Genomic DNA, 21,570 nt, shown 5'->3' with positions numbered 1-21,570 from the left:
CTACTTCCATGAAAACGGCCGTGGTGGGCGCAAGTGGGTACGCGGGCGGCGAGTTACTTCGTCTGCTACAGATCCATCCGACCTTTAATCCGAGCCACCTAACCGCGCATGCAAATGCCGGAGAGCTCATCAATTCACTCCATCCCCACCTGAGTGGCTATGAGGGTCAAACTTTTTCTGCGTTAGATATCTCCGAATTGAGATCTGCGGAGTTGATTTTCCTGGCTCTTCCGCATGGAGAGTCCGCCCAAGTTGTTAATCAATTAAACGATGATCAACTCGTTGTCGATCTAGGCGCTGATTACAGATTGCAAAGTTCGCAATCCTGGAATAGATATTACGATGGCGATCATGCTGGCACCTGGACATATGGACTGCCGGAGTTGCCCGGCGCACGTGCAGAGATTTTGAAGTCGAAACGAATTGCCAACCCAGGTTGCTATGCAACTGCGATAGCCCTTGGCATAGCGCCAGTGCTCTCTGTGATTGATTACTCTGATGTGGTTGTGGTTGCTGCCTCTGGTACGACAGGTGCAGGTAGGAGTTCAAAGTCATCCCTCTCGGCCAGTGAAGTAATGGGTTCGCTTAGTTCATACAAATTTGGCGGAGTCCACCAGCACACTCCGGAGATCGAAGAGTCGCTCACCCGTGTCATCAATAAACCAGTGAATATTTCGTTCACACCCATACTTGCGCCGATGCCCAGGGGGATTCTCGCCACGATAACTGCGAAATTAAGTGCAGTTATAGACGAGGACCACTTACGTTCTCTTTACTCTAACCAGTATGGATTAGAGGAGTTCATTACATTTCTGCCACATGGTGTGCTGCCCAAGACGGCGAGTGTGACAGGTAGCAACCGAGCACAAATCCAAGTTGCTATAGATGCCCATACCAATCGGGTCGTCATTTCGGTAGCAATAGATAACTTAGGAAAGGGTGCTGCCGGTCAGGCGATTCAGAACGCAAATCTCATCGCAGGACTGCCGGAATCGACTGGACTTGAAACAGGTGGGCTAGGCGTATGAAGTTTCCCAGCGGGTTTAGGGCGGGTGCCACCGCCGCCGGGCTGAAGAGTTCGGGTCTGCTGGACCTGACCATTATTGAGAACCAGGGACCGGAGTTTCTCTGTGCCGGAGTTCTTACTACCAATAAGGTGGTTGCCGCACCAGTTATTTGGACGAAGCAGATCGTAAGTGGTGGTGCGATTAGGGCGGTATTGCTCAACTCGGGTGGAGCCAACGCGTGCACCGGTCCGCAGGGCTTTGCTGATACCCACAAGAGTGCTGAACACGTTGCAGAGGCACTTGATATTTCATCCTCTGAAGTAGCAGTGTGTTCGACGGGACTCATCGGTGAACTTTTGCCGATGGGAAAAGTACTTGCGGGTATCGATTCGATTGCTCTCGACATGAGCAATGATCATTTGGAATTAGCTGCGCGAGCCATCATGACCACGGATTCAGTACCGAAAATGGCGACTAGTGAGAAATTTGGTGTCCGCACTACAGGAATAGCAAAGGGTGCCGGCATGCTGGCACCATCGCTGGCCACGATGCTCTCAGTAGTAATGACGGACGCGCTGGTTGACCCACTTGCCATGCAGGTCATTTTCTCCCGAGTTTGTGACCGTACCTACAATCGCCTTGACTCAGATGGATGCACTTCAACCAATGACACTGTTCTTCTACTTTCTTCGGGGGCTTCGGGCGTATCGATCTCAGAGGCGGAATTAGAAGAAGTGCTGATGGACGTTTGTGGAGACTTGGCTACTCAACTCGTTGGCGATGCGGAGGGTCATACCAAAGTTGTTTTCATCAAAGTGATAAATGCACAATCGGAAGAGGATGCGGTAAGCGTTGGACGTGCGTGCGCCCGAAATAATTTACTTAAGTGCGCGCTCTTTGGCGGCGACCCCAATTGGGGGAGGATCCTGGCTGCCGTTGGCACAGCCGATGCAGAGTTCGATGCATTTGACTTGGATGTCACTCTCAATGGAATTCTCGTCTCCCGTTCGAGTGGACCTGGAGAAGATCGAACTCTGGTTGATCTTTCTGGTCCAAGGGTGGAAATTATTATTGATCTCAAGTCTGGACATGAGAGCGCGACGGTGATGACCAATGATTTGAGTCATGATTATGTTCACGAGAATTCGGCGTATGCAACATGATCGTGATTAAGTTTGGCGGTCATGCCATGACAGATGAGGAAGGCCTATTCGCAAAGGCGGTCCAGGGTGCCCTCGACATAGGCGAAGAGTGCATCATTGTGCATGGCGGAGGGCCACAGATTGATGCTGCTCTTAAAGAAGCACATATCACTCCGTCCTACCTGGGCGGCTTTCGAGTTACGACCCCGGAAGTTTTTGAAATTGTTCAGAAAGTCTTGAGTGGCGTCGTCCTCAGAAATGTGGTTGCTCAGTTGCGAGATGCAGGTATTAATGCAGTGGGTATTTCTGGTCGCGACGGAGGCCTGCTGGTGGCAAAGAAGTTGAGCCAATTGGTGGATGGATCGCCCGTTGATTTGGGTCAGGTGGGTGAGGTCGTGCGCGTCGATACTTCGATTTTGGAGACTTTGATTTCATCAGGCTTCCTGCCTGTTATCTCATCAGTTGCCGTAGAAGGCGATGACACGTATGAGAATTCGAAAGTTGGATTGAATGTCAATGCAGACCTTGCTGCCGGTGCGATAGCCGGTGCGGTGCACGCATCGACGCTGATTTTTATGACCGATGTGGCGGGAATTTACCGAAATTGGCCAGATAGCTCCTCTTTGATTACGACGATTTCTGCTCCTGAGTTGAGATTGATAAAGGGTGAATTCGCAGAGGGTATGGCTCCTAAGGTCCTGGCCTGTCTCAACGCCATCGAGGCTGGCGCATTAAGTGTGCGAATTATTGACGGTAAGGATCCGCAGGCATTCGCCCTGGCTCTGCGCGGAATAGGTGGAACGGTAGTGACGCCATGACAATTCCTGCGAAGGATTTTTCCGCTCGTTGGGATAACTCAATTCAATCTAACTATGGACAACCCGAGTTGACTCTGGTTAGCGGTAAGGGCGCAAAGGTCACAGACAGCGAAGGAAGAACTTACTTGGATTTCCTGGGTGGAATTGCCACCAATATTTTAGGACATGCTCACCCAGCAATCGTGAAAGCCGTGACCGCGCAGATTTCCACCTTGGGACATGTCAGTAATTTTTACAGCCATCCTGGCGTCCTAGCCCTGGCGGAGAAATTGCAAGGGTTGGTCGGAGATCCTTCTGCCCGGGTTTTCTTCTGCAACTCCGGTGCGGAGGCGAATGAGGCAGCCCTTAAACTTTCGCGCAAGACTGGAAGAAAACGAATTGTTGCAACGGAAGGAGCATTCCATGGGCGAACCATGGGCGCCCTTTCCTTAACTGGTCAACCATCCAAGCGAGACCCATTTAAGCCACTTCTTCCCGGAATTGTCCACGTGCCATATGGCGATCTTGCGGCGATGCGAAGGAGAGTGAGTCGCAGAACCGCGATGGTCATTATTGAACCGATCTTGGGCGAAGCCGGAGTTGTCATGCCTCCACCTGGTTATCTGGCGGGGATTCGGGCACTTTGCAACACGACTGGAACATTAATGGTTGTTGATGCAGTCCAAACGGGGATGGGAAGAACTGGACAGTGGTTTGGCTACGAGCACGAAGGCGTCATACCTGATGTCATTACTTTGGCCAAAGGACTCGGCGGCGGACTTCCGCTTGGGGCGATGATTGCGCTGGGCGGGAGTGCTCATTTATTCCAACCAGGGGATCACGGAACGACATTTGGAGGAAATCCAGTCGCATGTGCGAGTGCGTTGGCGGCGATTGATGTGCTTGAAAAGAAAGCACTCCTCAAACGAACCCGCGATCACGAATTCACTATCAAGTCATCACTCTCGCATCTACCCGGAGTGAAAGAAGTCCGTGGGATGGGATTGCTTCTTGGGATTGTTTTGGAAAGGGAGATTGCGACGGCTATGAAGCACGCGCTTCAAAAAGCTGGCGTGCTAGTTAATGCACCAACGCCAAATGTGCTTCGAATCGCACCCGCACTTATCGTCACTTCTTCCGAAGTGAACAAATTCATTTCCATATTTTCCAAGGTTCTAGGAGAGGTGAATCATGGTTGAACCTAAGAGAACCAGCGCTTCTGCGCGCAGAGCTAAGGTCATATCGTTCGTGCAGGCGGGTCTGGTGCGTTCACAGTCCGATCTCGTCCGTCTGCTTGAGAAGTCTGGCTTTGAAGTGACGCAAGCAACTGCAAGTCGCGATCTGGTAGATATAGGTGCGATCCGCAGTCGCGATAGGGAAGGAAATTCTGTATACCAACTACAGGTTGATGAAGCCCAGAGTCGCTCTCGCGTCATCTCACTGCCATGGGAGTTGATTCTTTCAGTTGAATCCAGCGGCAATCTTGCAGTTGTACGAACGCCTCCGGGAGGTGCCCAATTGCTCGCTTGCGCTCTCGATGTGGCCCTTGCGCATGGACTGCTAAATTCCTTCATCGGAACCATAGCGGGGGATGACACTGTTCTTCTTGTTTCCAAGAAGAGCGCAGGTGGAGCAGCCTTAGCTAAAGAATTGCGAAAAATCGCGGAACCAATGAAGATTTCTCACAGGGGGACAAATATCCGAGGAGTGCGCTGATGAGAGAGAAGATTGTTCTGGCTTATTCAGGCGGGTTGGATAGCTCTGTCGCAATTGGCTGGATCGAACGCGAAACTGGCGCGGAAGTGATCGCCGTTGCCAATGAATATGTCACTGGTGATGTTCGATTGAAAATGCATGCGGGTCGATGCTGGGTTACTGGTCGTCGTAGCGAAGCCTCTTTGTATGATTTCGATATGGCGACATACGATGAGGGGGATACCTTTGATCAATCCTTGGCAAAGGGATTTGTCGATCTCTGGGGCCTTCCTTCCCGTATCGCTTCCGCGCGAAATTTAAGAATGAAGGCATAGTCATGGCGCTCTGGGGAGGAAGATTTTCGCATGGACCGGCGGATGCGGTTTTCGCCCTGTCGCGGAGTATTGAGTTTGATTGGAGATTGGCGCCTTACGATCTGAGATCCTCGCTTGCTCATTTACAGGGACTTGCGGATGGGGGACTGGTGAGTACTGCCGATGCGTCTCTCATTCGTGGCGCCCTCCGGCAATTGCAAAGTGAAGTTGGCTCTGGTGCATTCGCTCCGAACGATACCGATGAAGATGTTCACAGTGCACTCGAACGTGGACTCACTGAGAAGTTAGGCGAACTTGGCGGTGCACTTCGCGCGGGTCGATCGCGAAATGACCAAGTTGCAACCGATCTGCGGTTGTACGCCATTGATCACATGCTCCATGTCGCTGGACTTGTTTGCGATCTGCAGTCGACAATCCTAAAAAAGGCGACGGAGTATGCAGATGCTCCTGCGCCAGGTTTCACCCATCTTCAGCATGCACAGCCAGTGATCTTCGGCCACGAACTTGCCAAGCATGCGCACGCATTGGGAAGAGATGTTGATCGAATTCATGATTGGTACGAACGAACATCGTTCTCGCCGCTGGGTGCGGGAGCCCTGGCGGGATCATCCCTTCCGATCAGCCCCGCCGCGAGTGCAGCAGAGCTGGGATTCAAAGCGCCGATTGCCAACAGTATTGATGCAGTGAGTGATAGAGATTTTGTCGCAGAGGCATTATTTGCAATCACTATGGTTGGACTTCATCTTTCTCGAATGGGAGAGGAGTGGTGTTTGTGGACCTCGACTGAATTTGGATGGGCGAAACTTGATGACGCATACGCGACGGGGTCTTCCATCATGCCCCAGAAGAAGAACCCTGATATTGCCGAACTTGCGCGCGGAAAAGCCGGAAGGGTTATTGGAAACCTCACGACCGTCCTGACCATGCTCAAGGGCTTGCCCTTTGCATACAACCGTGATCTACAAGAAGACAAAGAGCCACTCTTCGACTCAATCGACACGATGAGCCTCGTGATCCCGGCATTTTCCGGAATGATTGATACGACAGTTTTCAATCGGGAGAAGATGGCGCTGTCAGCCTCAACTGGATTTTCACTGGCCACTGAAATTGCTGATTTCCTGGTACGTGCTGGTATTCCATTCGCGACGGCCCATGAAGCCGCCGGAGAGTGCGTGCGTGAGTGTGAGGCGACCGGTCGCGAATTGCACGAACTAAGGGATGATGAATTCATAGCGATTCACCCGGCCCTGACAGCCGCAGTTCGCGGCGTACTTACCGTCGCCGGGGCGCTTGCTTCGCGCAGCACATTTGGTGGCACGGCACCTGCTCAGTTAACTTCTCAAATCGCTACTCTCGAATCGCAGATCGCCCAGAACCATTCGTGGATTACCAGCGAGAGTCAACGCTTTTCGGGCATGATGGGGCAATGAACTTACTCGATGACCTGAAGTGGCGTGGTTTGTTCGCGCAGTCAACGGATGAAGCAGCGCTGAGAGAGGCTTTGAAAAAGCCCCTTACGCTTTACATTGGTTTTGATCCCACTGCTCCAAGTATGGGGATAGGCAATCTGGTAGTTCTGCTGGTGCTGCGCCGTTTTCAGTTGGCAGGGCACCATCCGATCGCCCTCGTCGGCGGCGCAACTGGGTTAGTAGGGGATCCGGGCGGAAGAAACGAAGAGCGAACTCTAAACAGCGAAGAGGTAGTGGAGCAATGGGCGAGCAGATTTCGCGAGCAACTTTCTCAGTACTTGGATTTTGAAGCGCCAACCAATCCTGCGCGCATTGTCAATAACCTTGATTGGACCGCTCCAATGTCGGCCATCGAATTTCTTCGTGACATCGGAAAGCATTTCAGCGTCAATCAAATGTTGGCAAAGGAATCTGTCTCTGCCCGTTTGGAAAGCGGAGGGATTTCCTACACGGAATTTTCTTACCAAGTACTGCAGTCTTTAGATTTCCTCGAACTCTACCGTCGGTTTAATTGCACCTTGCAGGTCGGCGGTTCGGACCAGTGGGGCAATATCGTTGCCGGACTTGATTTAATCCGTCGCGTTGAGAGTGGAAGTGCTCATACGCTTACTGTTCCACTGTTGATGAAGGCCGACGGCACCAAGTTTGGTAAAACCGCTGCGGGAAATGTCTGGCTTGACCCGGCTATGACATCTCCGTACTCGTTCTACCAGTACTGGTTGGCATCCGATGACAGAGATGTCATTAAATTCCTCAAAGTTTTTTCATTTCTTTCACACGATGAAATTAATGAACTAGAAAAGTCCCATAATGAAAATCCTGGTGCACGCACGGCGCACCGCGCATTGGCCCGCGAACTCACGACGCTCGTACATGGGTCACAGGACTGCGAACGAGTTGAAGCCGCCGCGCGGGCGCTATTTGGCCAGGGCGAGCTCTCAGAGCTGGATGAGGCCACGCTGGAGAGCGCGCTAGCCGAACTTCCACACGTATTTGTGGCCTCCCGCCAGGAAATCCCAACCTGGGTGGACCTGGTGGCGGCATCCGGGGTCGTGGATTCAAAGTCTGCGGCTCGGCGGGTGGTGAAAGAGGGTGGCGCATATCTCAATAACGCGAAAATCGCCGGTGAGGACTTTGCGCCCGCGGAAAAAGACTTCTTTTTCGGCCGTTTTGCCATCCTGAGAAAAGGCAAGCGTGACCTCATTGCCGTGGAGATTTCGAAAAAAGCCTTATAAATCAAGGTTTTTCAAGGGAGCCCACTCTCGGTTCGATCTCGATTTGACCCTAGGCGGGACGCCACATATAGTTACGCTCCTTGCAGTGCACCGGACGATTTAAGGCCGGACAGCAAGAACTTCCTTCAAATTCGAAGTTAGTGGTTTGCGTGCGGTTTGACTGCACAAGCGCCGCTGGACTAGATTTGTGGGTCTGCCCTGAAAATGAAGAGAGATCTTCGGAAGCAGTGCGCATCCGTACCTTGAGAACTCAACAGCGTGCCATAAGTCAATGCCAATGTGGCTCCTCTTGCCATGTCTGAAAACTTTCGGGTTTTGAGCGTGACGGAGTGAGACCACGAAGTAATACCTCAATGAGGTATGGCACTAGCTTTCCAGCTTTGCTGGAGAGCAAAAAGCTATACCCGTTGATTTCCTTTGGTAAAGACAAAAAAATAACGTCAGTTATTAATAGTCTGTACGCCAGATAAAAACTTTCTATGGAGAGTTTGATCCTGGCTCAGGACGAACGCTGGCGGCGTGCTTAACACATGCAAGTCGAGCGATGAGATCCCTTCGGGGATGGATTAGCGGCGAACGGGTGAGGAACACGTGAGGAATCTACCTTCTACTCTGGGATAACTCCGGGAAACCGGGGCTAATACCGGATATGAAACTTGGTGGCATCACCGAGTTTGGAAAGTTTTTCGGTAGAAGATGACCTCGCGGCCTATCAGCTTGTTGGTGAGGTAATGGCTCACCAAGGCGACGACGGGTAGCCGGCCTGAGAGGGCGACCGGCCACACTGGGACTGAGACACGGCCCAGACTCCTACGGGAGGCAGCAGTGGGGAATATTGGGCAATGGAGGAAACTCTGACCCAGCGACGCCGCGTGCGGGATGAAGGCCTTCGGGTTGTAAACCGCTTTCAGCAGGGAAGAAGCGAAAGTGACGGTACCTGCAGAAGAAGCACCGGCTAACTATGTGCCAGCAGCCGCGGTAATACATAGGGTGCAAGCGTTGTCCGGAATTATTGGGCGTAAAGAGCTCGTAGGTGGTTCGTAACGTCGGGTGTGAAAATCTGGGGCTCAACCCCAGACCTGCATTCGATACGGGCGAACTAGAGTGTGGTAGGGGAGACTGGAATTCCTGGTGTAGCGGTGGAATGCGCAGATATCAGGAGGAACACCAATGGCGAAGGCAGGTCTCTGGGCCATTACTGACACTGAGGAGCGAAAGCGTGGGGAGCGAACAGGATTAGATACCCTGGTAGTCCACGCCGTAAACGGTGGGCACTAGTTGTGGGAACCTTCCACGGTTTCTGCGACGCAGCTAACGCATTAAGTGCCCCGCCTGGGGAGTACGATCGCAAGATTAAAACTCAAAGGAATTGACGGGGCCCCGCACAAGCAGCGGAGCATGCGGCTTAATTCGACGCAACGCGAAGAACCTTACCAAGGCTTGACATATACCGGAATATGGCAGAAATGTCATAGCTGTAAAAGGTCGGTATACAGGTGGTGCATGGTTGTCGTCAGCTCGTGTCGTGAGATGTTGGGTTAAGTCCCGCAACGAGCGCAACCCTCGTTCTGTGTTGCCAGCATTTAGTTGGGGACTCACAGGAGACTGCCGGGGTCAACTCGGAGGAAGGTGGGGATGACGTCAAATCATCATGCCCCTTATGTCTTGGGCTGCACGCATGCTACAATGGCCGGTACAAAGGGCTGCGATACCGCAAGGTGGAGCGAATCCCAAAAAGCCGGTCTCAGTTCGGATTGGGGTCTGCAACTCGACCCCATGAAGTCGGAGTTGCTAGTAATCGCAGATCAGCAACGCTGCGGTGAATACGTTCCCGGGGCTTGTACACACCGCCCGTCACGTCACGAAAGTCGGTAACACCCGAAGTCAGTGGCCCAACCGCAAGGAGGGAGCTGCCGAAGGTGGGATCGGTGATTGGGACGAAGTCGTAACAAGGTAGCCGTACCGGAAGGTGCGGCTGGATCACCTCCTTTCTAAGGAGTTCCTTAGATGTAAGCGCCTTTCGAGGTTGCTTACGTGGAGCATTGACTTAGGTTTATTGAATTTTAGAATCCCTAGTACAACCGAAAACCTGCAGCGCTTGCGCCGTAGGTTATTAAGAGTGGAACCGGCTCTTCTCTATGAAAACTAACTAGGCACGTTGTTGGGTCCTGAGGGGACGGCTAGCGCCGCACCTTCTGGACTTAGTAAGCAGGTCAAACCAGATCCTTTTTAAGGGTAAAGGTGGCCAAGGCATACTGAGTACCGCCCGTAGCTTGAGAACTACACAGTGGACGCGAGCATCTTTGTGGTCAAATTATTAAGTGCACATGGCGGATGCCTTGGCACCAGAAGCCGATGAAGGACGTAGGAGGCTGCGATAAGCCTCGGGGAGCTGTCAACCGAGCTGTGATCCGAGGATTTCCGAATGGGGAAACCCAGCCAGAGTAATGTCTGGTTATTCCCGCCTGAACACATAGGGCGGGTAAAGGGAACGTGGGGAAGTGAAACATCTCAGTACCCACAGGAGGAGAAAACAACCGTGATTCCGTTAGTAGTGGCGAGCGAAAGCGGAAGAGGCTAAACCAATACTGTGTCAAGCCGGCAGGCGTTGCAGTATCGGGGTCGTGGGACCAGTTGGAATGGACTGCCGTTCGTTCAATGAGTCAAAAATTAATTGCGTAGATGAAGGACGTGGGAAAGTCCGGCATAGAGGGTGAGACCCCCGTAATCGAAACGCAGCTAACTCATTACTGGTATCCCAAGTAATACCGAACTCGAGGAATTCGGTATGAATCTGGCGGGACCACCCGCTAAGCCTAAATACTCTCTGGTGACCGATAGCGGACTAGTACCGTGAGGGAAAGGTGAAAAGAACCCCGAAAGGGGAGTGAAATAGATTCTGAAACCGTGTGCATACAAGCCGTAGGAGCGACGTAAGTTGTGACTGCGTGCCTTTTGAAGAATGAGTCTACGAGTTAGTGTTATGTGGCAAGGTTAACCCGTCGAGGGGAAGCCGTAGCGAAAGCGAGTCTGAATAGGGCGAATGAGTCGCATGATCTAGACCCGAAGCGAGGTGATCTACGCATGGCCAGGTTGAAGCGCGGGTAAGACCGCGTGGAGGACCGAACCCACTAATGTTGAAAAATTAGGGGATGAGCTGTGTGTAGGGGTGAAAGACCAATCAAACTTCGTGATAGCTGGTTCTCCCCGAAATGCATTTAGGTGCAGCGTTGCGTGTTTCTTGCCGGAGGTAGAGCTACTGGATGGTCGAGGGGGCCTACAAGCTTACCAACATCAGCCAAACTCCGAATGCCGGTAAGTGAGAGCGCAGCAGTGAGACGGCGGGGGATAAGCTTCGTCGTCGAGAGGGAAACAACCCAGAATAGCAACTAAGGTCCCAAAGCGCGTGCTAAGTGGAAAAGGATGTGAAGTCGCATAGACAACCAGGAGGTTGGCTTAGAAGCAGCCACCCTTAAAAGAGTGCGTAATAGCTCACTGGTCAAGTGATTTCGCGCCGACAATGTAACGGGGCTCAAGCACGCCACCGACGTTCTATCATTCACACACTATCCCGGCCGTAAGGTCCAGGAGTGTGGATGGGTAGGGGAGCGTCGTGTGACTGGTGAAGCGGCGGAGGAATCCAGCCGTGGAAGTCACACGAGTGAGAATGTAGACATGAGTAGCGAGAGTTGGGTGAGAAACCCAACCGCCGAAAGACCAAGGGTTCCTGGGCCAGGCTAATCCGCCCAGGGTAAGTCGGGACCTAAGGCGAGGCCGTCAGGCGTAGTCGATGGACAACCGGTTGATATTCCGGTACCCGCTTTAAATCGCCCATAACGAATCCACTAAAGCTTTTGCGCCTGAAGTGAGCTCGGCTTTTGTCGAGTGAATGGAGCGCGCGGAGTGGTGTGGTAGTAGTTAAGCAATGGTGTGACACAGGAAGGCAGTCCAACCCGGGCGATGGTTGTCCCGGGGTAAGGTCGTAGGGAGAGACGTAGGCAAATCCGCGTCTCACATATCCTGAGAGCTGATGCCGAGCCGTATGGCGAAGTGGATGATCCTATGCTGTCGAGAAAAGCATCTAGCGAGATTTATAGCGGCCCGTACCCGAAACCGACACAGGTGGTCAGGTAGAGAATACTAAGGAGATCGAGATAATCGTGGTTAAGGAACTCGGCAAAATGCCCCCGTAACTTCGGGAGAAGGGGGGCCCTTTGACGTGTAGGAATTTACTTCCGAAGCGTTAGAAGGCCGCAGAGACCAGGCTCAAGCGACTGTTTACCAAAAACACAGGTCCGTGCGAAGTTGCAAAACGATGTATACGGACTGACGCCTGCCCGGTGCTGGAAGGTTAAGGGGACTGGTTAGCCGCAAGGCGAAGCTGAGAACTTAAGCCCCAGTAAACGGCGGTGGTAACTATAACCATCCTAAGGTAGCGAAATTCCTTGTCGGGTAAGTTCCGACCTGCACGAATGGCGTAACGACTTGAGCGCTGTCTCATCCGTGAACTCGGCGAAATTGCATTACGAGTAAAGATGCTCGTTACGCGCAGAAAGACGGAAAGACCCCGGGACCTTTACTATATCTTGATATTGGTGTTCGGAACGGTTTGTGTAGCATAGGTGGGAGACTGTGAAGCGGGCACGCCAGTGTTTGTGGAGTCAACGTTGAAATACCACTCTGATCGTTTTGAACTTCTAACCTCGGTCCGTAATCCGGATCAGGGACAGTGTCTGGTGGGTAGTTTGACTGGGGCGGTCGCCTCCTAAAAAGTAACGGAGGCGCTCAAAGGTTCCCTCAGCCTGGTTGGTAATCAGGTGTCGAGTGTAAGTGCACAAGGGAGCTTAACTGTGAGACAGACATGTCGAGCAGGTGCGAAAGCAGGAACTAGTGATCCGGCGGTGGCTTGTGGAAGCGCCGTCGCTCAACGGATAAAAGGTACCCCGGGGATAACAGGCTGATCTTGCCCAAGAGTCCATATCGACGGCAAGGTTTGGCACCTCGATGTCGGCTCGTCTCATCCTGGGGCTGGAGTAGGTCCCAAGGGTTGGGCTGTTCGCCCATTAAAGAGGCACGCGAGCTGGGTTCAGAACGTCGTGAGACAGTTCGGTCCCTATCTTCTGTGCGCGCAGGAAACTTGAGAAGGGCTGTCCCTAGTACGAGAGGACCGGGACGGACGAACCTCTGGTGTGTCGGTTGTTATGCCAATAGCACCGCCGATTAGCTACGTTCGGAAGGGATAACCGCTGAAAGCATCTAAGCGGGAAGCTCGCTTCAAGATTAGGTTTCCCACCGGTTTACCGGGTAAGGCCCCCAGCTAGACGACTGGGTTGATAGGCGGGAAGTGGAAGAGTCGCAAGACTTGGAGCTGACCCGTACTAATAGGCCGAGGATTTAACTACAAAGCTGCTACGCGTCCACTGTGTGGTTCTCGAGATACGGTCGAGAACCAAATGATTGATATCTCAATAGAGTTTCGGCGACCATAGCGTGAGGGAAACACCCGGCTCCATTCCGAACCCGGAAGTTAAGCCTCACAGCGTCGATGGTACTGCACGGGTGACCTTGTGGGAGAGTAGAACGTTGCCGAACATCCTTTAAGAGAAGGGGCACTTTTAACTAAGTGCCCCTTCTCTATTTTCTATCTATAGTTGAAATTAGGATCTTCACTCGGAATGGAGCAAGGACATGGATTCACGACGCCCGCCATGTAAGGGTTCACGTCCTTCATCTGGCCGTCCTTCATCTGGCCGTCCGTCATCACGTTCAACATCGGGTACTTCTTCAAGTGGAAGGCCATCATCCGGCCGTCCTTCAAGCAGTAGACCGTCTTCCAGCAGCACTACATCGCGTCCACAAAGTAGTTCATCAGATCGTCCACGTTCGGACCGACCAACTTCAGATCGTCCACGTTCGGATAGCCCAAGAGGTGGAAGACCGGATCGCGCCGGTGCAAGACGTCCAGGTATTTCCAAGACTGCCGGAGACCGAAACAGTCGTGCCGTCTCCCCGCGAACTCCGATGGGGCGTTCCAGTGACCCGACGCGTTTTCGTCCACGAATTGTTGAACCTCTTATTCCCGATGAAGTTACGGGCGAAGAGTTAGAGAAGTCTGCACGGGCAGAATTGCTTTCCCTTTCTGCGGATAATGCAAAAGTCGTTGCACGGCATTTAGTTTGTGTCGGAATATTTATTGATTCAGATCCAGAGCGCGCTTACCTGCATGGAATGGCTGCTGCACATCATGCAGGTCGTCTTGCAGTTGCTCGTGAGTCAGCAGGATACGCCGCCTATCGTGCGGGCAAATATGAAATAGCCCTTCGTGAACTAAGAGCGGCTCATAGGATTTCCGGAGATGTTTCCACGTGGCCCGTGATGGCTGATTGCGAGAGAGGGTTAGGTCGCCCGCAGAAGGCGCTCGACATGGCTGGCTCTCCTGAAGTAACTAAACTGGAGAAGGCAGAAGAGATTGAGATGCGAATTGTCGCCTCCGGGGCCCGACGCGATATGGGTCAGTTGGATGCTGCCGTCATCACTTTAACTTGCAAAGAGTTGAAAACTGAAGGTGCTGAATGGTCAGTCCGATTGCGTTATGCATATGCAGATGCGCTTGATGCCGCTGGACGAAAGTCTGAGGCTAAGGAATGGTTTGGAAAGTGTGCGCAGTTGGATCGTGATGGCTCGACAGATGCGTTGGAGCGTTCACAAACCTCGTAACGCTATTCTCTTCTTCCCCGACATTGATCGACCGTAGTGAAAATGAACTACCCACTAACTTCGATATCAATAGAGATTCGGCGTTCCAAGTTTTTGAACAAATGTAGGCCAGTCCCGGATTGAAACGCCTGCCAGATGACTAAGAGTCACCTGGCAGGGACGCACATATTCAGTTTTTCTAATATAACGAAATATTTGAGCGGGTCAAAGGGCTGTAAGACTCTTCAAAATATCCTAGGTTGCTCACCTGTTTACCACACGTTAAAACGTTAAGTCAGACTTTGAAGTCACTAATAAATCTTCTTCGGGAGGTAAAAGGAGTGTAGATATCAGGATTTGGGAGTCCCCAGAATTCATTGCTGAGCATGCGTTGCTCCAAGTTTTGTCCGTTCTAAAGGAGGGCAGGATCCGGCTTATAGGGCGGCTTTTCTCTCATTTCGGGGTGCGGAGGTAAAAACTCCGCACGCTTTCCCGATTTATGTGCAACAAATTCTGACAGCACTTATCGCAAATAAAGGATTTTTCACGGGCAAGAAAGTCGGGCAGTCGGGCAAGAAAGTCGGGCAAGGGTACGTAGGTTTAGTGGCAATCTAAATAGTCTGTGGCGCTCGGAATCTACGGCATGGCCTTTAATGCCAAAGCCTCGGGCGTAGGGAAGAGTGGGAACGGATGTGCCGCCGCCTGTCGCCTAAGAACATGCGCTCGTAAATTGGAATATTTCCCACCTTTTTGCTCTAGTTACAACTGACTTTGTTAGCAAGTGCAACTGAATTTACCGCAGAGGAAATTTTTTGCTTGATATTTGGAGGATAGACAATCCACATGTTGTTACATACAAGCGCATTTCTGTTACCCATTTGCTGCATGACCTGTAGAGAACGGGGATCATCCCCTTGCAGACCACCTGCGCTTGGATAAATCATGATAAAGAGGTTTGAAGCATCGGTAGTAAAATACCCTTCTGCGAGATGGACGCCGTTCCACCAAAGAGGTATCGCAACGCCATATTCAAATTTAACCCCAAGAGACAACTCAAGAGCGGAAATTGTGTTGGCTACGGTAAAGAGCCCAGTTTTTGCTTTTGGTTGCGCATCCGCCCAACTAAAGATTTTACTGGTTCCGGAAAATCCCTTCAGTGATGCTCTAACCTGGAGGGCACGTCCATTCCCTTTGAGAGTAACTTTCTTACTCTGACCAAGATTAAGTTGCACCTGTTGGTCCAATTTCCACGAACCCGTTTCTCCAGGTCTCCTTTGTATTAAGACAGTTATCTTCTGGGACGAATGAACCTGGGATTTTGGAGAAACTGTACATACGAAGGTGCTTGTTATGTAAGTCGGGCAACTAAGCGTCACACTTACATCGCCATTAGATAAGGGCATGATAAACGATGGATTCTTCCAAGATGCCCCTGAATCACTGGGACTGACGCGAACATTAAGAGATTGAATTTTCGTGCTGACGGCTACTGAAAAACTGTAATTTCCATTGGGAACGACACTTACAGAAATTAGCGTTTTCCGTATTCCAGAACTATTGGACACCACTTGAAGCGGAATTGTCGCTGGCATATCAAAGCCTGTCTTCGGGACAACACTGGGCTTCGCGATACACTTTGCCATTCCACTGGACTGCTGACAACTAATGCTCCAAACCACTCCAACAGTCTCTAACAAAGAATAAGCGTGAGATGGAGCAGTTGTCGTAACGTCTACATTTTGGCCCACAATTCTAGCTGAGAAAGTTATCGGCTTTGTCCCCGGACCGATGGCGACTTGTGTATCAGCGCCAATAAGACCATCGACAGTTCCAGATTTGGTGATTGCACCATCCACAGATTCACTCCATGTCATTTTAACATTTTGACCTTGCTGAACCTTCGTTCCAGTAGGGTCCATGCTGTCTGGGGAAAGGTGACAAAAAGTTTCTTTTTCTTTGTATACATCTTCACATGACGCAGAAACCGTTTGTGTAGGTGGCGGAAAATCAATAGTAACTGGGACAGTCTTGTAAAAATTGAGACATTCCATTATCCAAGTGCTACAACTCCACAGATGCAACTTTAATGCAAAGCCTTGGTTCAAGTAATCGAGATATTTGACTTGAAATTTCACCGTCTGTCCATCATTAGCGTAACCCCCATCTTTTAATGGTTCGCCTTTCCAATTGACGGGGGTAACGTCTGTCACTCCAGAACCGATGAAGCCGATAGTTGTTTGCAAGTCTTTGCCCACACTGGGATTTAGAATCGTGGATTTAGCCCCTGAAATTGAATCAAGCCAGTAATGAGGAGGTATATTGCTCCCCACATGAATGTTGCCACTCACATCGTAAGTGTGTGAACCAATGGCTGCTTGGATATGTATCGCATAATCACCTGACAGCGTTGGCGGAATGAAAGTGATGGTCGCGCTTCGCCCAAGAGAAGTGATTTGGAAGTAACCATCCGTGTACGTGCTTTCGCCACTGCTCGAGAACGAAGTCGCCCAACCATTGACTGTCTCCATAGTCGCGGATGCAGACCATGTGATGACATCGTTGGAGCCAAGGGTGACGGAACTCGGCAATGAAACCGAAATATCTATTCTGTCACTTGTTGCAGGCACGGAAAGCGGGAAGGGGGTTTGAATTTGAAGAATGCCATTGACCCCAAGGCTTCCCGCAGCTGAAGCCAATGTAGTGGGTATGCTCAGAAGGAGAGTTAACAAGACCGTGACGAGTTTCCGATAGCTCATGATGGTAATCATGCGACTCATTTGATGGAATAGCAATCATTGGAAGGTTAAGAACCCTTATTTCGGCCAAAACTCGCGCAAACATAATGGATGCACGAAGCCGCCGTTGCTAGTAGTACGTACCACCCGGTGTCCGTTGCTCTCGACGTCGCGGCATTCACCGACCATTACTCAAACTAACTTATGAAATGAGTGAGTTAATGGCTCGAAAAGTGGTTACACCTAGCAACTGAAACAAGGCTTTGTTCTTTCATGCGAAAGAACCAAAGCAAGGGAAGTTCCAAAGATAGGAGCTTTACCTAGTTCCTTGTAGGAGGCTCACCCCATTCTGATTTGCACCAATCCAAGGTGCCGGGCCCCCATGTGATCATTCTCGGATCCACTCCAAAATCCCGTGCCATGTCGTCAGCGTGATCCCACGATTTAAGTTCCTTAACACTGTCATTCAACGCGGTTGGTCCACTTACCATAGCCAACGGTCTTAAGCGCCCTTGAAGGTCCTGCATGCTTATTCCCATTTCATTCATATTAGGAACTTAGAATTTAGGAGCCGATTCGTCAATAGACCATTGAAGCGCTTAGGAGCTTCTAACGGCTTGCAGAACAGCCGAGCGCTCACACCCACCTATAGATCACGGCGTGGAAAGGATTACACCAACGATTGGTGGGGTTCCCGAGTTATGTTGCTATTTCAAGTAAAGTCAGTGCTGAGACAACCGTGTGCCGAGCCACGTTAACGCTGCACCTAGCGCGGTAAAGAAAATGCCTAAAATAATGCGATCTTTGTTGCGTCGAAAAAAACCAATTCTGATCTCGCGATTAAATAGGTTGGCAGAAGATTTACGACTCAATCTATCCACTCCGATAGTTGACCCGGCAAAACCGACCGCGATAAATGCAAGCATGCCTGGAGTCACGAATGCATTATCGACGTTACCTAGAATGAGTATTCCATTGATAATGACTCCAAGCAGGAGTATGACCGCCCAACCCCTGGTTGAACCAAAGAACCTCGCAAAAGGCGCCGCCTTGCATTCCTTCAGAATTGAATCTATTTTGTCAACGGCACCGCGGACACGTAGATCATTGATGTCCCCCGCGTACAACTTGGACAACGATCCCCGCTCTATTGAAATGGACAATGTAGGCTCGACACACGTAATACTCAATTTCCGAGGTGACATTTCTTGGGGGTCGGCGTCTTTTAACTCTTGGAGCGTTTTGGCCGTCCACGTTTCAGTTTCCACAAGAATCTCAGAATCACTACTTTTTAGTTGCTGCATCACTTGCTCGATCAGAATCAATTCCTTCAGAAAGATGCGTACAAGGGGATAAGATCTGAACTCAGTTACACTCTTTCGCGTCACCATAAACCGAGATTCTAACGGCCAAGGGGTGTTCAAGTTCGGATCCTCATTGATTTATTGAAAATTTCTGATAATTCGCCATTCCGGCTAAGAGGACATTAACGACTTGTAGGACAGACGGTTGCCCATACCTCCTTTAGGGAGGTCTTTCTTAAGGGTTGCATTAACGATTGGTGGGGTTGCTGGATCTTGTGCGCCCGAAGGGATTCGAACCCCGAATCTTCTGATCCGTAGAAAGTGCTTCACGCACACATTTACGCTGAAACACTATCGCTTGTGCTCATTTCGTCAAGTTTCGAGTTATGCAGAGCTTCGTCTAATTTCGTCCAAATTCTTATAGCAATCGGAATGGAAACGGACAAATATTCCAGGGTTGCTAATTTACGGGGCGAGTTGCCGTACAACTTAACTAATACTGTTTCCTAGCCATCCCTGGATGGAGTCCTAGTTTTCTTTACCCCCTGAATATGACCTGGTAGGGAAGATGTAGTCTCAACTCGCCACTGTTCCTGCGTCTTATACGTATCGTCGGCATGCGTTTGACCTCAGGCTCTTGAATCGCAGGACTCAATATGAACATCGTGTTTACGCAAATTTATCCATTATAGAAAAGACGCGGGAAAAGGGCTACTTTGTGGATATGAAGCGGATTCTACTCAGCCTTGTAAGTGTCGCAGGAATAATTATTCTATCAGTGTCGCCGGCGAATTCGGCAGTCAAGTCAGGCGCAGTTTGCAAAAAACTTGGTCAAACATCAATTGTTTCCGGAAAGAAATACACCTGCATTAAGTCAGGTATTACGTCGATTTGGAATAAGGGGGTGGCAGTAAAACCTGCCTCCAAAATAACCCCGGTCCCTACGCCAACGCAAACAACTGCACCAAAAATAGTAAATGAGTTAGCTGGAATGGCTTGGGTTAAAAAGCGGAACGGGGTAATGAATCTTAGTTTGGTAATGCAAAGTTTGAAATCCGATTATGCCTTCATAGTCGACGGATTGGACTATCAAACGGCTTATCCTGGCAATTTTCAACCCTTGGATATTTGGCAAGATAAAATTATTTCCTGCATTTCCTCCTGCAATAATTCCTTCTTTGTCAGTGGGCTAAAAGACAAAAATATATCAAGTGTCTCATTAGACAAAATAAAGCATCCGGATATTTTCTCGTACTCTTGGTTTACGGGCGCGAACTTTGGGAGAGATCCAAAATATGTTTATGCGCTGACCAAGTTTCAACCGATTGATGGTGTGAGATCAGTTGTCTACCGAGTCGACACCTCCTCAGGAGAGTTGACTCCTATTTTTTCTACATATTGTTACTCGTCTACCGATAGGAGTTGTGCTTATGGGTATTCCATTTCAGGGCTGAGGGCGGACCATCACTCTAATAAACTGTATCTGAGTTTAGAGCTCCTGTGGGAGGGTGCGACTGCACAGACCACAACACCACGCTCTTTCATTTTGTCTCTCAATCAAGATGCCCCAACTATAACAATTAAGAAAGCTTTGGATATGAAGACGAGATCAAGTTCAATGTTTGATTATGCAGAGAACTCGGGAATTAATTGGCTATTCAGTGAGCCCGATGGAATGAAATCTTTGAGTCAGATGCAGACTTCATCAGATGGAAATACTCTTTATTTTGTCAAATCAAAAGGGGAAGTACAGCTTGCGCTGAACGAACTCTGCAAGATTAACTTGGTTAATACATTAATTAGATGTGTGAATATCGCGCCGTTTAAGTACGTTTCTGAATTAACCTCCTTGGGAAATGACTCGGTAATGTTTTCCACCTTAAATTTTAATACTGATGAATTTGGTGCGGAGATTTATAGTTTCGAGAAGGACGCGGATGTCCCAGTTACGAATTTTACGAAAGATATATGGCTAGAGAATTTTGCAGTTTTGGGTTGATTCCGTCGAAAATGGAATTCGAACCGTCAAGTTTGGAGTGCGAAGGGTGACATGCATCGCCTTTTCAACCAAAAGTGAATAACTAGTCGACCATGAAAACCGAATCTGAGAGATGGTTTGCAGGCTCTCTTTCCTCTCACGGCTATACCTACGAATTCGAACCAGATCTTGGGGGAGTAAAGAGGCCAGACTTCGCCATCTTTAGAGACGCGATTCGAGCTATATGCGAAGTAAAGGAATTCGAAGCACAAGGAATCGAAGCTTTGATGATGGCTAACCCAGGAACTCTGATTACCCGTTCCGTTGGAGAGCTAGTCGCTCCCGTTCGGAATCAAATATCTGCCGCGGCTAAGCAACTCAAACCGTTTAGAGATCCCAGTACCCCACTTATTGTCGTGCTTGCGAATCCGCTAAATGCTGGCGTAAATCTAGGGGATACATTCGTCATCTCTGCTATGTACGGCGATATTTCCACACTATTCACTCCTGGGCCAGGCACGGGATTCTCAGCTCAGAACCAGGTGGGTCGGAATGGGAAACTAACTACTGATCACCAATATGTCAGCGCTGTTGTGGTTGTTACTAAACATGAAAAGAATCGAGAATACCTTGATGGCTTTATCAAAGAACTTTTTTCGAAGGAACAGGTTGATATAGAAATGGTGAAGGAATTGGTTGAGGCAGAGGAGGGAAAACTTGGTATTGAAGAAATTTCCTACCGTTGCGCAGTTTTTGAAACCGTGAGTTCGGAATGCGCGCCTCTCCCTGAAACATTTTTTGATGGGCCTCATGACGTCCGATGGCAATATTTTGAAGGGAAGATAACTCGGGTTAAGTGAGGCATTCGGGTCATAATCTCTGCAAGTCGTTCAAGAAAGGGAAACAGTTGCTCTTAAGGGCGCACTGAAGATGGTCCCTTATCGTTGCCCATGAGAACACGGCAACTTTATTCAGCTCAAAGCGATATCAAACGGCGTTAAAGGAAAGAAAGCGATCAGAAGGATTGAGAAATCCGATTTGAGAAGTTGTTAGGCGTAAATCGAGGCGTTCGGATGGGATGAAAGAGGCACGGGGAGTCTTGATCGAACCCTTGAGCCTTAGATTCTCGACCTTTCTACCTCGGAGCCTTCGTGTCAGCGCAATGCTCTAACTTGAA

Annotated in this window: 13 protein-coding genes and 3 rRNA genes; 14 read left to right on the top strand and 2 right to left on the bottom strand. The window is 50.1% G+C overall.

What is annotated here, in order from left to right; translation table 11 throughout:
• Window positions 1–8: 8 nt before the first annotated feature.
• The 12 genes from argC (at window position 9) to VMW30_05850 (ending at window position 14,397) form a co-directional block, all read left to right on the top strand.
• A complete protein-coding gene (argC, locus tag VMW30_05905; GenBank protein HUW87889.1) occupies window positions 9–1,028 on the top strand; it encodes an N-acetyl-gamma-glutamyl-phosphate reductase in 1,020 nt (339 codons plus the stop codon).
• Complete coding sequence (argJ, locus tag VMW30_05900) at window positions 1,025–2,170, top strand: bifunctional glutamate N-acetyltransferase/amino-acid acetyltransferase ArgJ (GenBank protein HUW87888.1); 1,146 nt, start codon at window positions 1,025–1,027, stop codon at window positions 2,168–2,170. The genes argC and argJ overlap by 4 nt, the downstream gene beginning before the upstream one ends.
• Window positions 2,167–2,967, top strand: coding sequence for an acetylglutamate kinase (argB, locus tag VMW30_05895; protein HUW87887.1), 801 nt, complete (start codon window positions 2,167–2,169; stop codon window positions 2,965–2,967). The genes argJ and argB overlap by 4 nt, the downstream gene beginning before the upstream one ends.
• On the top strand, window positions 2,964–4,145 hold the full coding sequence (locus tag VMW30_05890; GenBank protein ID HUW87886.1) for an acetylornithine transaminase: 1,182 nt from the start codon (window positions 2,964–2,966) through the stop codon (window positions 4,143–4,145). The genes argB and VMW30_05890 overlap by 4 nt, the downstream gene beginning before the upstream one ends.
• Window positions 4,138–4,662: an arginine repressor gene (locus VMW30_05885; protein HUW87885.1), complete on the top strand. Its 525-nt coding sequence runs from the start codon at window positions 4,138–4,140 to the stop codon at window positions 4,660–4,662. Before VMW30_05890 ends, VMW30_05885 begins: the two co-directional genes overlap by 8 nt.
• The gene (locus VMW30_05880; GenBank protein HUW87884.1) at window positions 4,662–4,976 is read left to right on the top strand and encodes an argininosuccinate synthase domain-containing protein; all 315 of its coding nucleotides are present in this window, start codon (window positions 4,662–4,664) and stop codon (window positions 4,974–4,976) included. The genes VMW30_05885 and VMW30_05880 overlap by 1 nt, the downstream gene beginning before the upstream one ends.
• Before the next feature lie 2 nt (window positions 4,977–4,978).
• Window positions 4,979–6,406: an argininosuccinate lyase gene (argH, locus tag VMW30_05875; GenBank protein ID HUW87883.1), complete on the top strand. Its 1,428-nt coding sequence runs from the start codon at window positions 4,979–4,981 to the stop codon at window positions 6,404–6,406.
• On the top strand, window positions 6,403–7,680 hold the full coding sequence (gene tyrS / locus VMW30_05870) for a tyrosine--tRNA ligase (GenBank protein HUW87882.1): 1,278 nt from the start codon (window positions 6,403–6,405) through the stop codon (window positions 7,678–7,680). Before argH ends, tyrS begins: the two co-directional genes overlap by 4 nt.
• Before the next feature lie 476 nt (window positions 7,681–8,156).
• A 16S ribosomal RNA gene (locus tag VMW30_05865) occupies window positions 8,157–9,671 on the top strand.
• A 316-nt stretch (window positions 9,672–9,987) separates the two neighbouring features.
• Window positions 9,988–13,082, top strand: a 23S ribosomal RNA gene (locus tag VMW30_05860).
• Window positions 13,083–13,155: 73 nt separating this feature from the next.
• Window positions 13,156–13,272: ribosomal RNA gene (gene rrf / locus VMW30_05855) — 5S ribosomal RNA — on the top strand.
• The 16S, 23S and 5S rRNA genes sit together here, the layout of an rRNA operon.
• Before the next feature lie 96 nt (window positions 13,273–13,368).
• Window positions 13,369–14,397 carry a hypothetical protein gene (locus VMW30_05850; GenBank protein ID HUW87881.1) on the top strand — a complete coding sequence of 343 codons (1,029 nt, stop codon included), beginning with the start codon at window positions 13,369–13,371 and terminating at the stop codon, window positions 14,395–14,397.
• Between the two features lie 734 nt (window positions 14,398–15,131).
• On the opposite strand, the gene VMW30_05845 is transcribed toward VMW30_05850, so the two are convergent.
• The gene (locus VMW30_05845) at window positions 15,132–17,144 is read right to left on the bottom strand and encodes a hypothetical protein (GenBank protein ID HUW87880.1); all 2,013 of its coding nucleotides are present in this window, start codon (window positions 17,142–17,144) and stop codon (window positions 15,132–15,134) included.
• Window positions 17,145–17,833: 689 nt separating this feature from the next.
• Entirely contained in the window at window positions 17,834–18,436 is a 603-nt protein-coding gene (locus tag VMW30_05840; protein HUW87879.1) for a hypothetical protein, read from the bottom strand.
• 703 nt (window positions 18,437–19,139) lie between these two features.
• Here VMW30_05840 and VMW30_05835 point away from each other — a divergent pair.
• Both VMW30_05835 and VMW30_05830 read left to right on the top strand, forming a co-directional pair.
• Window positions 19,140–20,414, top strand: a complete 1,275-nt coding sequence (locus VMW30_05835; protein HUW87878.1) for a hypothetical protein — start codon at window positions 19,140–19,142, stop codon at window positions 20,412–20,414.
• A 92-nt stretch (window positions 20,415–20,506) separates the two neighbouring features.
• Window positions 20,507–21,253, top strand: a complete 747-nt coding sequence (locus VMW30_05830) for a hypothetical protein (GenBank protein HUW87877.1) — start codon at window positions 20,507–20,509, stop codon at window positions 21,251–21,253.
• Window positions 21,254–21,570 lie beyond the last annotated feature (317 nt).

Source organism: Candidatus Paceibacterota bacterium (genome assembly GCA_035530615.1).
Classification (GTDB): Bacteria; Actinomycetota; Actinomycetes; order Nanopelagicales; family Nanopelagicaceae; genus QYPT01.
Note: the sequence above shows the minus strand (reverse complement) of the source record. Positions and strands in the feature narration are given on the sequence as shown.

Excerpts from the sequence above, each read along its gene's own strand:
- VMW30_05845 (HUW87880.1), bottom strand. The coding sequence starts at position 17,144 with ATGATTACCATCATGAGCTATCGGAAACTCGTCACGGTCTTGTTAACT.
- argB (HUW87887.1), top strand. The coding sequence starts at position 2,167 with ATGATCGTGATTAAGTTTGGCGGTCATGCCATGACAGATGAGGAAGGC.
- argH (HUW87883.1), top strand. The coding sequence starts at position 4,979 with ATGGCGCTCTGGGGAGGAAGATTTTCGCATGGACCGGCGGATGCGGTT.
- VMW30_05835 (HUW87878.1), top strand. The coding sequence starts at position 19,140 with ATGAAGCGGATTCTACTCAGCCTTGTAAGTGTCGCAGGAATAATTATT.
- argJ (HUW87888.1), top strand. The coding sequence starts at position 1,025 with ATGAAGTTTCCCAGCGGGTTTAGGGCGGGTGCCACCGCCGCCGGGCTG.
- tyrS (HUW87882.1), top strand. The coding sequence starts at position 6,403 with ATGAACTTACTCGATGACCTGAAGTGGCGTGGTTTGTTCGCGCAGTCA.
- argC (HUW87889.1), top strand. The coding sequence starts at position 9 with ATGAAAACGGCCGTGGTGGGCGCAAGTGGGTACGCGGGCGGCGAGTTA.
- VMW30_05880 (HUW87884.1), top strand. The coding sequence starts at position 4,662 with ATGAGAGAGAAGATTGTTCTGGCTTATTCAGGCGGGTTGGATAGCTCT.
- VMW30_05890 (HUW87886.1), top strand. The coding sequence starts at position 2,964 with ATGACAATTCCTGCGAAGGATTTTTCCGCTCGTTGGGATAACTCAATT.
- VMW30_05830 (HUW87877.1), top strand. The coding sequence starts at position 20,507 with ATGAAAACCGAATCTGAGAGATGGTTTGCAGGCTCTCTTTCCTCTCAC.
- VMW30_05850 (HUW87881.1), top strand. The coding sequence starts at position 13,369 with ATGGATTCACGACGCCCGCCATGTAAGGGTTCACGTCCTTCATCTGGC.
- VMW30_05885 (HUW87885.1), top strand. The coding sequence starts at position 4,138 with ATGGTTGAACCTAAGAGAACCAGCGCTTCTGCGCGCAGAGCTAAGGTC.